9 protein-coding genes are annotated in these 13028 nt (G+C 59.7%); all 9 read left to right on the forward strand.

The genetic code is table 11. The features are described 5' to 3' along the window. Positions 1-81 precede the first annotated feature (81 nt). Entirely contained in the window at positions 82-591 is a 510-nt protein-coding gene (locus AC4ANE_RS14410) for a sigma-70 family RNA polymerase sigma factor (protein ID WP_002553743.1), read from the forward strand. Then, on the forward strand, positions 588-1553 hold the full coding sequence (locus tag AC4ANE_RS14415) for a FecR domain-containing protein (RefSeq protein ID WP_002553744.1): 966 nt from the start codon (positions 588-590) through the stop codon (positions 1551-1553). The genes AC4ANE_RS14410 and AC4ANE_RS14415 overlap by 4 nt, the downstream gene beginning before the upstream one ends. A 69-nt stretch (positions 1554-1622) precedes the next feature. After that, positions 1623-4031 (forward strand): TonB-dependent receptor, encoded by a 2409-nt coding sequence (locus tag AC4ANE_RS14420; protein ID WP_002553745.1) that lies wholly within the window; start codon positions 1623-1625, stop codon positions 4029-4031. 345 nt (positions 4032-4376) lie between these two features. Next, positions 4377-5753: a diaminobutyrate--2-oxoglutarate transaminase gene (locus AC4ANE_RS14425; protein WP_002553746.1), complete on the forward strand. Its 1377-nt coding sequence runs from the start codon at positions 4377-4379 to the stop codon at positions 5751-5753. A 238-nt stretch (positions 5754-5991) separates the two neighbouring features. Beyond that, positions 5992-7776: an IucA/IucC family protein gene (locus tag AC4ANE_RS14430; protein ID WP_005734302.1), complete on the forward strand. Its 1785-nt coding sequence runs from the start codon at positions 5992-5994 to the stop codon at positions 7774-7776. Next, positions 7769-8977, forward strand: coding sequence for a type III PLP-dependent enzyme (locus tag AC4ANE_RS14435; RefSeq protein WP_002553748.1), 1209 nt, complete (start codon positions 7769-7771; stop codon positions 8975-8977). The genes AC4ANE_RS14430 and AC4ANE_RS14435 overlap by 8 nt, the downstream gene beginning before the upstream one ends. Continuing rightward, the gene (locus AC4ANE_RS14440) at positions 8974-10377 is read left to right on the forward strand and encodes a DHA2 family efflux MFS transporter permease subunit (protein WP_031596321.1); all 1404 of its coding nucleotides are present in this window, start codon (positions 8974-8976) and stop codon (positions 10375-10377) included. The genes AC4ANE_RS14435 and AC4ANE_RS14440 overlap by 4 nt, the downstream gene beginning before the upstream one ends. 24 nt (positions 10378-10401) lie before the next feature. Further along, positions 10402-12255 carry an IucA/IucC family protein gene (locus AC4ANE_RS14445; RefSeq protein WP_002553750.1) on the forward strand — a complete coding sequence of 618 codons (1854 nt, stop codon included), beginning with the start codon at positions 10402-10404 and terminating at the stop codon, positions 12253-12255. Next, positions 12255-13028, forward strand: a complete 774-nt coding sequence (locus tag AC4ANE_RS14450) for an HpcH/HpaI aldolase family protein (protein ID WP_002553751.1) — start codon at positions 12255-12257, stop codon at positions 13026-13028. Before AC4ANE_RS14445 ends, AC4ANE_RS14450 begins: the two co-directional genes overlap by 1 nt.

Consider the following 13028-nt stretch of genomic DNA (forward strand, 5'->3'; position numbering starts at 1 on the left):
GAAAAAAAGAGCGTGGACTCGGGATATAACACTAATTAGAATCAGTCTCATTTGGCGCACCCATCGCTCAAGGCTTTTGACATGACTGAAGCAGCGACGCTATCACAGCAGACCTTGCATTCCCTTTACCGCGATCATCATGGCTGGCTGGAAAGCTGGTTGCGCAGACGCATGGGCAATGCCTGGGATGCTGCGGACCTGAGTCAGGATACATTCCTGCGTGTACTGTCCAGCTCTCAGCAGATCGCCGATATGCAGGAGCCACGCGCTTACCTGCTGACGGTGGGCAAGCGCCTGCTCAGTAACTTCTATACTCGCCGCAGCCTGGAACAGGCTTACCTCGAAGCGCTGGAGCGGTTGCCTGAAGACAGCGTGCCGTCGCCTGAGCAGCGCTGGCTGTTGCTGGAAACCCTGCAGGCGCTGGACGAGTTGCTCGACGGTCTTTCGGCAGTGGTGCGCCGGGCGTTTCTCTGGAGCCAGCTTGAGGGGCTGGGGTATCGGGAAATCGCAGAGCGCCTGGATGTTTCCGAACGCACCGTCAAACGTTATATGGCGCAAGCCTACGAACACTGCCTGCTGGTGGATTGGTGATTCGCTCGGCACCTTCTAACGAAGAACGCGAGGTAGTACGCAGGGCGGCGCAGTGGTTGGCGCTTCTGGAATCCGGCGGCGCCAGCGAAGAAGATCACTCCATGCTGCAGCACTGGCGCGACAGCTCTGCCAGTCATGAGCGCGCCTGGCAAAAGGCGCAACAGCTGCGGCAGCGTTTTTTCGGCCTGCCTGCCAATCTGGCTATGGCTACTCTGGATCGTCCCGACAAAGCAAGACGCGCGGCGCTCAAAAGAGCGTTGGGCGCTGTGGCATTGGTCCCTACCGCCTGGCTGGTGGGCCGTCAGTTGCCGCTGGATGTCTGGCGTGCCGACCTGCAAACCTCCGTCGGCGAGCACAAGCGTCTGTCCCTGGCCGATGGCAGCACCTTGCAACTGAACACCGACAGCGCGGTGAATGTCGATCTGGGTGCACGTCGAGTCACCCTTGTGCGTGGCGAGATAGCACTCAAGGTGCCGGGCAGGGCAGCGCTGACCATCGAGGGCCCCTACGGGCGCGTCGTGGTCAGTCAGAGTGAAGTCTGTGTACGTCTCAACCAGAGCGATTGCCGTGTATCGGTGGTCAGCGGCGCAGTGCAACTCTATCCGCTGCAGGGGCCGGTGCTGGCATTGCATGCACAACAACAGGTCAGCCTCAAACAGGACGGAGCCGGGCCTGTCAGCGCCTTCGACGCCTTGCTGCCCGGCTGGCGCGACGATGTATTGACCGCACAGAACCAGTCTCTGGGTGATTTCCTGCGCGAGCTTGGCCGCTACCGCCCCGGTTTGCTGCGCTGGGAGCCGGCACTTGAAGCCCTGCGAGTGACGGGCAGTTTCAGGCTCGACAATACCGACCGCGTGCTTTCGTTACTGGCTGCCAGCCTGCCGGTGGACGTGCAGATGCGGACCCGTTACTGGGTCACGCTGGTACCTCGAAAAAACATTTCGACAAAAAATAATGCGTGAAGCTGTCCCTTTTTTTTGTCTCGCTGGTCATTTCAGGTAAGTGCACAAAAAATACGAGAGTTTCCCTCTATGTCCGCAGTGTCTTCCTACCGTTTGCGTCCGCTTTTGCATTTCAGCCTGTTGCTGACGTTGAGTTCCAGTCCGTTGTTTGCCTCGACCAGTTGGGCCGAAACCTCGGGCAAACGTGCCTATGAGGTGCCGGCTGGCAGCCTGAGCGCCGCGCTCACCCGCTTTGCCGGTCAGGCCGGGGTCAACCTTTCGGTAGACCCTGCGCTGGTGAACGGTCGAAACAGTTCGGGGTTGTCCGGCGAATTCGCGGTCGAGGAAGGCTTTGCGCGCTTGCTGCAAGGTTCCGGTCTGCAACTGATCTCCGTCGGAGAGCAGGCTTACACGCTGATCCCGGCACCTGACAGCGCGAGCGCAGGCCTGCAACTCGCACCCACCTCGATTGTCGGTGATAGCGGCTCTACCGATGGCCAGGAATACGCAGGCGGCCAAGTGGCACGCAAAGGCTCGCAAGGCATGCTGGGTTCGCGGGACTTCATGGAAACGCCCTTCAGCATGACCACTTACACCAAGGACGCGGTGAAAAACCAGCAGGCCCGTACCCTTGGCGACCTGATTGCCAGCGACCCGTCGGTGCGTGCCACCAACCCGGCAGGCGGGCGTTACGAACAGTTCACCATTCGCGGCTTCAGCCTGTTCAATAGCGACGTCTCATACAACGGCTTGTACGGCATCCTGCCTACATACACCATCGACATGGAAATGGCCGAGCGGGTAGACATACTCAAGGGTCCAAGCCAGTTGATTAATGGCATTTCGCCGCGCGGCAGTGTCGGTGGGGGGATCAACGTGGTCCCCAAGCGCGCAACGGATAAACCCATCACCGAGCTGACCACCAGCTATGCGTCCAAGGGGCAGGCAGGCGCGGCGGTGGATGTGGCGCGTCGCTTTGGCGAGGACGACAAGTTCGGTATCCGTTTCAATGGCGTGAAGCAGTCTGGCGACACTGAATGGGATCATCAGAGCGTTGATCGCGACATGGCCGTGCTGGGCCTGGATTTTCGCGGCGACCGCCTGCGCCTGTCGACGGATATCGGGCACACCGAGCGCGATACCGATGCCCCGCAGGAGCGCGTACAGGTGGGTGCCAATGCAAAGGTGCCCAACGCCAACGATGTTCGCGACAACTATGCGCAGTCCTGGAGCAAGGCGCGCACCAAGGATACCTTCGGCGCAGTGAATGCCGAATATGACTTCAGCGACTCGGTGATGCTGTACGGCGGTGTCGGCGCGCGCAAAAGTAACCATGACTTCCTGCGCCATGCGGTATCGGTCACCAACGACGCAGGTGACTTCAGCGTTCAGCCGCGCGACTTCACCCGCGACGAAAATGTTCGCACAGCCACTGCCGGCGCACGCAGCTGGTTCAATACCGGACCGGTCAGCCACGAGGTCAATCTGGCTGCCAGCTATTTCTACATGGACTTTGAAAACGGTGGTGCACGCTACGCAGCCGCGCCGAGCAATCTCTACAATCCGGTCGACACGCCGACACCCTCCAACCCCACGCGGGCCGACTCCAAGGTTTACACCGAGAACCGCTTCAGCGGTGTGGCCCTGACCGACACACTGGGCTTTTTCGATGACCGCCTGCTGCTGACACTCGGTGCCCGCTGGCAGCGAGTCAAGGTTGATGACTGGACCGACAACGTCAAGGGCGACACCTCCTACGACGAGGAAAAGGTCTCACCTTCAGGCGGCATTCTGTACAAAGTGACCGACGACCTCTCGGTGTATGCCAACTACATGGAGGGCTTGAGCCAGGGCAAGATCGCGCCGTCGACGTCGGTGAACGAAGACCAGATCTTCCCGCCTTTCGTCAGCCGCCAGATCGAGGTCGGGGCCAAATATGACCTGGGGTCATACGCCTTCACTGCCAGCGTATTCCGTATCAAGCAACCGGCCTACGAGACCAACACAATCTCGCGCGTCTTCGGCCCGAACGGCAAGCGCCGCAACGACGGCGTCGAGCTGACCATGTTCGGCGAACCGCTCAAGGGCTTCCGTCTGCTGGGCGGGGTGATGTACATCGACAGCGAGCTGACCAATACCGTCAACGGCACGTTCGATGGCAATCGCGCACCTGCCACCCCCGAGTACAACGTCAATCTGGGCGCAGAATGGGACGTGCCGAGCGTCAAGGGCCTGACCCTGACCGGGCGGGGTATCTACACCAGCTCGCAGTACCTGGACCAGGCCAACAGCAAAAGCATCGATTCTTCCGAGCGCTTCGACGTGGGCGCGCGGTATGCGTTCAAGGTCGATCAGAAGGACATCACACTGCGGGCCAATGTCGAGAACGTCATGAACAAGTATTACTGGAGTTCGGCAGGAGCGTCGGATGACAGCGAGCCGGGCCTGACCCTGTCGACACCCCGGACCTATCTGCTGTCAGCGACTATCGGGTTCTGAGTCGACCGCGACGCCCAGGGAAGGGCTCACCGGCGTAGTAAACAAACTGGCAGTCCTCATCGAGGAACAACGTGTGCGGCTATATAAATAATTAACCTGAGTATAAGCATAGAAGAGTCTGTTATATAAGACTCTCTTTAGGTGCCTTACATAAATAACAATCGTCCCACTGAGTGATGGCACTTTGAATAATTCCGACTTACAGGGCGGCCTATTCATGTGCTTGGCTACTTTTTAAGTAAGCAATAACGTTCATTTAAATTTCATCTTGTTTTTTGAAACAACGGGTTGCACTTTCAAGGAAATGATAATAGTTTGCATCCAGCATTTAGCGAGGACTAACCGATGTTGAATAATGGCTTATTGCAGTCTACTACGTCGCAGAAAACCAATGCCAACTATCTGGACAGGCAGAGCAGATTTGAATCCAATGTAAGAAGTTACCCGCGGAAGTTGCCATTGGCCATCGCCAAGGCACATGGCGTATGGGTCACTGATGTTGAAGGCACCACGTATCTGGACTGCCTGGCCGGTGCCGGAACACTGGCTCTGGGTCACAATCACGAAGCTATCATGGCCAGTCTCGACAGCTTCCTGACGTCCGGAATGCCGATGCACACCCTTGACCTGACCACCGCGGTCAAGGATGCCTTCAGCGAGACGCTACTGAGCCTGCTGCCGGGCCAGGGACGCGATTACTGCCTGCAGTTCTGCGGGCCGTCCGGTGCCGATGCTGTCGAAGCCGCAATCAAGCTGGCCAAGACTGCCACCGGCCGGCACAACATCATCAGCTTTTCCGGCGCTTACCACGGCATGACCCACGGGGCTCTGGCATTGACTGGCAACACCGCGCCGAAAAATGCCGTCACCAACCTGATGCCCGGCGTGCAATTCCTGCCTTACCCTCATGAGTACCGGTGCCCGCTGGGTATTGGCGGTGAAGCCGGCACCGAGGCGCTGAGTTATTACTTCACCCAGTTCATCGAAGACGTGGAAAGTGGCGTGTCGCTCCCGGCCGCCGTGATTCTGGAGGCGGTGCAGGGCGAAGGGGGTGTCAATCCAGCGCCCGCTGCATGGCTGCGGCAGATTCGCGAAGTGACCCGCAAGCACGGCATTCTGCTGATTCTGGATGAAGTACAGGCCGGCTTCGGCCGTACCGGCAAGATGTTCGCCTTCGAACACGCCGGGATCGAGCCCGACGTCATCGTCATGTCCAAAGCCGTCGGTGGCGGCCTGCCGTTGGCCGTGCTCGGTTTCAAGCGCGAGTTCGACGCCTGGGCTCCGGGCAATCACGCGGGTACTTTCCGCGGCAATCAAATGGCGATGGCCACCGGCCTTGCGACCCTTGAAGTGCTGCAACGGCAAAACCTGGCTGCCCAGGCCGCAAAACGCGGGGACTGGCTCAAGGCACAGCTTGGCCTTTTGCAGCAACGTTATCCGATGATGGGCCAGGTGCGCGGACGCGGGCTGATGCTGGGCATCGAGATTGTCGATGAGCGCAAACCGGCGGACCGCCTAGGCAGCTTGCCAATGGATCCGGAACTGGCAGTTGCCATTCAGCAGCACTGTTTCAAGCAGGGGCTGTTACTTGAGCGCGGCGGCCGAAATGGCAACGTGATCCGTTTGCTGCCGCCGTTGATCATTACCGAAGAACAATGCCAACTGGTCATCCAGCGATTCGAGGACGCCCTCAAGGCTGCACTGGCCCAGCTGCGCAAGTAAGCAGCTTGTAAACAGCGCGTAAGCAGTACTAACAGTGAGGACATCACTGCGCTTGAAACAGAACACGCACACAACGTTGGACTGAGCGACCCTATCGCACGTCGTGCACAGATTATCAATTGGCTTGTTGCAGATAATAAGCCACACCGACAGTTAAGCCGTTGTGCCGCAAGCGATAAATCAACGCTTGTTGCGACGTCACTTAAACAGTAAGCGTCAAGGCGACTGTGGAGCAGACATGACTAATACCGATCGCACCGTTTTATCAAACATGGTGAGCGAGTTGGCAACCACTCGTGCATTACTTAATTGCCTGATCAAGGAATTCGCACTGCCTGAACAGTGCCTTCATTACACTTGGCCACAGGGCATGCAAGGTATTGCGCCGGGCAGCTTCGTGGATGGCGGGCAATGGAAGGGCATTCCACTCACCATCAGCCTGCCTAATGAGCAGCAGTTTTTCGTGCTGGTGGACCGCCGCGACCATCTGGGCAGCCATCGCTACCTTTCCGATGTTTATGCGCGGCAGGGGCAGGGTACCTGGCGCTGCCTGGCTTTTGCCGAGTTCGCCCGGCAATTGCTGGCCGCCTGCGAGCACATGACCCGGGCCAGCAACGACGAACTGCTCGATCAGGTCCTGCAAAGCCAGCACCTGACTGCCGCCATCGTCGCCCACAACATGACCGGTCAGCACCCGGCACCGCTGAGCGGTTATCTGGCCAGCGAACAGGGCTTGTGGTTCGGCCATCCCAATCACCCGGCACCCAAGGCGCGTCTGTGGCCTGCGCATCTGGCGCAGGAGACCTACGCTCCGGAATTTCAGGCGCAGACCGCGCTGCATCTGTTCGAAGTGCCTCTGGACGGGTTGCGAATCACCTCCAATGGCTTGAGCGAAGCCGAGGTGATGTCAGGGTTCGCGGATCAATCGCGGGCCAGGCCCGGGCATGCGCTGATCTGCATGCATCCGGTACAAGCCCAATTATTTATGCAGGACCGCCGTGTGCAGCGCCTGATCGAACTCGGGCAGATCACCGATCTGGGCACCAGCGGGCCGCTGGCCAGCCCGACGGCTTCGATGCGCACCTGGTACATCGAAGGGCATGATTACTTCATCAAGGGCTCACTGAATGTGCGCATTACCAACTGCGTCAGGAAAAACGCCTGGTACGAACTGGAAAGCACGCTGATCATCGACGAATTGTTTCAGCGCTTGCAGCAGACCCGCCCGCAAACCCTCGGCGGGCTGTCCACCGTGGCTGAACCGGGTTCGATGAGTTGGGCTCCAAAAGGCTCCAGCGAGACCGACGGCCACTGGTTTCGCGAGCAGACCGGCGCGATTCTGCGGGAAAACTTCTGTCGCCGATCCGGCGCGGACTGCAGCGTGATGGCGGGTACATTGTTCGCGCGTGATCTGCGTTCGCGGCCTTTGGTGCACGATTTCCTTGAGCGTTTCAACGGCGGTGAACTTGAGGACCCGCACCTGCTGGACTGGTTCGATGAATACCAGGCCTTGCTGCTGCGCCCGGTCATGGCGCTGTTCTTCAATCACGGCATCGTGATGGAGCCACATTTGCAGAACGCGGTATTGATTCACGATAACGGACGCCCTCAACAGCTGCTATTACGTGACTTCGAAGGCGTCAAACTGACCGATGAACTGGGCATCAAGGCGATTCAGGTCGGGCTGCACCCGCGGATTAGACAGTCATTGCTCTACACCCGCGAACAAGGCTGGAACCGCATCACCTATTGCCTGCTGGTCAACAACCTGTCCGAGGCCGTGCTGGCCTTGAGTTGGGAACGTCCGCACCTCGCGCCGCTGATGTGGCAGCGGGTCGAGCGGCAGTTGCAACGCATCCGCGACGAGTTGGTGCTGCCCGCGCCAGAACTGGACGCGCTGATCGCCGGCCAGTCAATTGCCTGCAAGACCAACCTGAAGGTCCGGCTCGCCGCCAAGGCCGACCGTGAGGCCAACTATGTGCGCCTCGCTTCACCATGGGCCAAGGAGGCACGTTATGCATAAGTTGCCGGAAACCGTACTGGGCGCCATCAAAGAAGCTCAGGCACTGGAAACCGACCCGCTGGCGGCTTTCGTCTACGATCTGGATGCGTTGCAACAGCATGTCACTGACGTCATGGCAGCGCTGCCTGCGGGCGTAGAGCTGTATTACGCGATCAAAGCCAACAGCGAAGCATTGATGCTGGAAACCCTCGCGCCGCTGGTCAGTGGCTTTGAAATCTCTTCGGGGGGCGAGATCGAGCGTGTGATGGCCTGCCCGACACGCAAACCTTACGTGTTCTCCGGCCCTGGCAAGCTTGACTCCGACTTGCGCTCGGCGTTGCTGAACAAGGTTGAAGCCATCCATCTGGAAAGCCTCAACGAAATTGCGCGACTGCAACATCTGGCAGAGGAAACCGGGCGCGTGCAGCCGGTGTTTCTGCGCATCAACCCTCAGTTGCCAGCCGCGCAGTCGAGCAAGCTGGCGATGGCTGGCACCGCCACACCGTTCGGCATTGACGAAACCGATCTGGCCGAGGCGATCAGGCGCTTAGACGGCGCCAGCCACCTGACGCTCAAGGGTTTCCATGTACACGCCATGTCCCATCAGATGTCGGTTGAGCGTCACGAGCAGTTGCTGGATTTCTACCTGCAGCGCTGGCAGGAATGGAAAGCACTGGCCAGCTACCCGGAGCAGTTGACCCATTTCAACGTTGGCGGCGGCATTGGCGTCGATTATCTGAACAGTCAGCAGTTCGACTGGCAGCGCCTGTGCCGCTATCTGGAAAAACGCCTGGGCGAGCAGCGTGATGCGCCGATCCTGCGCTTTGAGCCAGGACGTTTCATCAGCGCCTATTGCGGCTATTACGCCATCGAGGTGCTGGACAGCAAAACCAGCCACGGCGAGCATTTTCTGGTCTGCCGCGGCGGCACTCACCAGTTTCGTCTGCCGGTTGCGCAAGGCCATGACCATCCGGTTATCCATGTGCCGTGTGCGCCAGCGACGGGCGCATCTGAGGAGCAGGCCTACACCGTGGTCGGCCAGTTGTGTACGCCAAAGGACGTATTGAGCCGCCAGCAGCCGCTCAAAGGCGTGAACATCGGCGATCTGCTGGTGTTGCCGCTGGCAGGGGCTTACGGCTACAACATCTCCCATGTCGATTTTCTCTGCCACCCAAGACCGATACAGCACTTTGTGCGCAACGGCGAACGGGTTCGCACATGAGTCTGAACGTCCCACGCCGTTGGGTGGTGTTCAATGTGCTGCTCGGTACGCTGACTGTCAGCCTTAGCAATAGCTCGCTCAACCCGGCGCTGCCAACCTTCATGGAGGCGTTTCAGGTCGGTCCGTTGCTGGCCACCTGGATCGTTGCAGGGTTCATGACCAGCATGGGCATGACCATGCCGCTGACCAGCTTTCTCAGTCAGCGCATTGGCCGCAAACGCCTGTACCTGTGGGGCGTGGCGCTGTTCATCGGTGGCTCCCTGCTGGGCGCGCTGGCCAACTCCATCGCATTGGTGATCACTGCGCGGGTGGTGCAGGGCATCGCTAGCGGGTTGATGATCCCACTGTCGCTGGCGATCATTTTCTCCGTGTATGAAAAGCATGAGCGGGGCAGGGTGACCGGGCTCTGGAGCGCAGCGGTAATGCTCGCTCCGGCATTGGGGCCGCTGTGCGGCAGCCTGATGCTGGAGTGGTTCAGCTGGCGCTCGCTGTTCCTGATGAATGTGCCCATCGGCCTGCTGGCCTTGCTGTTGGGTGTCGGCGTGCTGCCAGACTCCGAGCCTGTCGAGCGCAAACCGTTCGACCTGATCGGCTATTTGCTGGTTGCCTCGGGCATCGGCTTGCTGATGATCGCCATCAGCCGCATGCATCACGCTCAAGCGCTGCTCGACCCGTTCAATCAGGGCATGGTGCTGGTCGCAGTGGCCTGTCTGATTGCTTTCGTCAGGGTCGAGTTGAGTCGCAAGGCACCGCTGCTGAATCTGCGTCTGTTCAACCTGCGCGGTTACCGTCTGAGCGTGATCGTTGCCGTCGTGCAGTCGGTCGGCATGTTCGAATGTCTGGTCCTGTTGCCGCTGCTGGTGCAGACGGTACTGGGCTACAACCCGATCTGGACCGGCCTGGCCCTGCTGTGTACCGCCGCGTTCGCCAGCCTGTTCGGGCAGTGGGGTGGCAAGGCGCTGGACCGGCATGGTCCGCGCACCGTAGTCGCCATCGGCCTGCTGCTGACCGGTGCTTCAACCCTGGCGCTGGGCATGCTCAAGACGGATACGGCGATCGGCGTGGTGTTCATGCTGATGATGATTCGTGGCGCAGGCCTCGGGCTGTCCTACATGCCGGTGACGACGGCTGGGCTCAATGCCTTGCCCGAGCCGATGGTCACGCAGGGCGCTGCGATGAACAACATTTCCCGCCGTCTTGTGGCGTCGCTGGCAATTGTCATCGCCTCGCTGTGGCTGGAATTTCGCCTGAACACTGCGGGACCGGCCGCCACGCCTTCGGCCATCAATGAAGTCTTCATTGCCACCGGCCTGCTGATCCTGCTGGCACTGCCGTGTGCCTGGCGTTTCCCCCTTAACGACGAACGCACCGAGGCACAGCCCGGCGCGGTCGAACCCTGATAATTTTTCGTTCGAGGTATGAACATGGCTACCCCTTTACCGCTGAAACGCAACACCGTTTCACCCTCAACGGCCACCGGTGCCTGGCTGGCTGATATCAACCCCGAGCGCTACCAACAAGTACAGCGCCGGGTAATCGGTCAATTGCTGCAAACCTTGCTGTACGAGGCTGCACTGCCTTATCGGTGCGAGCCGCTGGACGATCATCGGCATCGTTTCACTGTCGCTGTCAGTGATGGTGTGGAGTACCACTGCGAAGGCCTGCTGAGTACCAGCTTCGAGCTGATACGCCTGGATCACGCCACCCTTGAACGCTTGGACAGCGCCGGGGAGCGTAGCGTGCCGGATTTGCATCTGGCGTTGAGCGAGCTACTCAGCCCGTTCAAAGACAGCCCGCACCTGGCACGCTTCATCCAGGAAATCGAGCAAACCCAACTTAAGGACCTGCAAGCGCGCAGTCAGGGTTATCAGCCCGCAAAACCCGCACATGAGCTGGACGTTGACGCTTTGGAGCAGCACTTCATGGACGCCCACAGCTACCACCCGTGCTACAAGTCAAGGATCGGTTTTTCGTTGGCTGACAACCGTCACTACGGGCCCGAATTTGCTACGCCGTTCGGGGTGGTCTGGCTGGCAGTGGCGAAATCGAGCGCGTCGGTCGGTCATGCGCGCAACATGGATTTCCAGGCGTTTATCCGCCAGGAACTGGGCACACAGCGCTGGCAGGAAATGTCCCGGGACCTGGCCGCGCAGGGCAAATCCATTGACGATTATCAACTGATGCCAGTGCATCCGTGGCAATGGGACAACGTCACGGTGTCGACTTTCTACCCGGAACTGGCCAGCGGCGAGCTGATTTACCTGGGCACCTCGACCGACGTCTACAAGGCTCAGCAGTCGATTCGTACACTGGCCAATGCCAGCCAGCCCAAACGACCTTACGTCAAACTGGCGATGAGTATGACCAACACCTCCAGCACGCGCATTCTGGCGCGGCATACGGTGCTCAACGGTCCGATCATCACCGACTGGCTGCACCAGTTGATCGCCACCGACAGCACTGCGCGTGCGCTGAATTTTGTGATTCTCGGCGAAGTTGCCGGTGTCAGTTACGACTATCGCCACCTGCCGGAAGCGCGCTCGGCGCAGACCTACGGCACGCTGGGTGCAATATGGCGCGAAAGCCTGCATCAGTACCTCAAGGACGATGAGCAGGCGGTGCCGTTCAATGGCCTGAGCCATGTGGAAAACCGCTATGGCGATGGTGAGCAGGCACCGTTCATCGATGCGTGGATCCGCCAGTACGGCGTCAAGGAGTGGACCCGCCAATTGCTGCAGGTCACGGTGCCTCCGATCATCCATATGCTCTACGCCGAGGGCATCGGCATGGAGTCTCACGGTCAGAACATCGTGCTTATCGTCAAGCAGGGCTGGCCGCAGCGTATCGCCCTCAAGGACTTCCACGACGGTGTGCGTTACTCACCCGCACATCTTGGCCGCCCTGAACTGTGTCCGGAGCTGGTCCCGCTGCCCGACAGCCACGCGAAACTCAACCGTAACTCGTTCATCATTACCGATGACGTGAATGCGGTACGCGACTTCTCCTGCGACTGTTTCTTCTTCATCTGCCTGGCCGAAATGGCGATCTTCCTGCGCCAGCAATACCAGCTGGATGAGGCGCTGTTCTGGCAGATGACCGCCGACGTCATTCTCGACTACCAGCGTGCGCACCCGCAGCATCGCGAGCGCTTCGAGCTGTTTGACGTCTTCGCACCATCCTATGAAGTGGAAGAACTGACCAAGCGCCGCCTGTTGGGTGACGGTGAGCGTCGCTTCCGCTCGGTGCCTAACCCGCTGCATACCTACAGGCCGCAATGATGCTGAGGACCAATACACTCAAGAGCAGACTTGGCAGCGGACAGCCTGTGTACGGGCTAATCAGTTCGATCCCGGCCCCGGCCGCCATCGAGTTGATCGCCGAGGCCGGTTTCGACTTCGTGATCATCGACATGGAACACGTGCTGATCAACCCGGAAACCGTGGAGAACATGATCCGTGTTGCAGAGAGCTACGCCCTCACGCCATTGGTGCGGGTCGCCGATCTAAACCCGAAAACCCTGCTGCGCCTGCTTGATGGCGGTGCGCAGGGCATCGTTTTGCCGATGATCGAGAGCCCCGAGCAACTGGCGGATGCCATTGCCGCCTGCAAGTACCACCCGCTGGGCCGCCGCAGCCTCAACGCCGGTCGTCCCGGCTCGTTCGGCAAGCACAGCCTGGCGCAGTACGTTGAAGCCGCCAATCAACAGATCATGGTAGTGGCGATGATCGAAAGCGCCGAAGGCGTGCGCCGCGCCGCCGAGATTGCCCGTGTGCCGGGGCTGGACATGATTCTGGAAGGGGCCGCAGACCTGTCGCAGTCACTCGGGATGCCCTGGCAGATCGATCAACCCGATGTACAACAAGCGTTGCTGGCCACCTGGCAAGCCACCAAGGCAGCAGGCGTCGCCTATTGCACCATTCCCCGTAAAGACGGCGACGCTGCCCGCTGGCAGGCTCGCGGCGTCAATGCCTTCGTCCTCGGCGATGAGCGTGGCATTGCCTTTCGCGCACTTCAGGCGCGTCTGGCCCAACATTCAGCAGAAGGAAAATAA

The organism is Pseudomonas sp. Pme6b (assembly GCF_058129925.1).

What these genes read in the sequence shown, in the direction of transcription:
- AC4ANE_RS14410 (WP_002553743.1), top strand. Translation starts at nt 82, where the DNA reads ATGACTGAAGCAGCGACGCTATCACAGCAGACCTTGCATTCCCTTTAC.
- AC4ANE_RS14420 (WP_002553745.1), top strand. Translation starts at nt 1,623, where the DNA reads ATGTCCGCAGTGTCTTCCTACCGTTTGCGTCCGCTTTTGCATTTCAGC.
- AC4ANE_RS14425 (WP_002553746.1), top strand. Translation starts at nt 4,377, where the DNA reads ATGTTGAATAATGGCTTATTGCAGTCTACTACGTCGCAGAAAACCAAT.
- AC4ANE_RS14430 (WP_005734302.1), top strand. Translation starts at nt 5,992, where the DNA reads ATGACTAATACCGATCGCACCGTTTTATCAAACATGGTGAGCGAGTTG.
- AC4ANE_RS14435 (WP_002553748.1), top strand. Translation starts at nt 7,769, where the DNA reads ATGCATAAGTTGCCGGAAACCGTACTGGGCGCCATCAAAGAAGCTCAG.
- AC4ANE_RS14440 (WP_031596321.1), top strand. Translation starts at nt 8,974, where the DNA reads ATGAGTCTGAACGTCCCACGCCGTTGGGTGGTGTTCAATGTGCTGCTC.
- AC4ANE_RS14445 (WP_002553750.1), top strand. Translation starts at nt 10,402, where the DNA reads ATGGCTACCCCTTTACCGCTGAAACGCAACACCGTTTCACCCTCAACG.
- AC4ANE_RS14450 (WP_002553751.1), top strand. Translation starts at nt 12,255, where the DNA reads ATGCTGAGGACCAATACACTCAAGAGCAGACTTGGCAGCGGACAGCCT.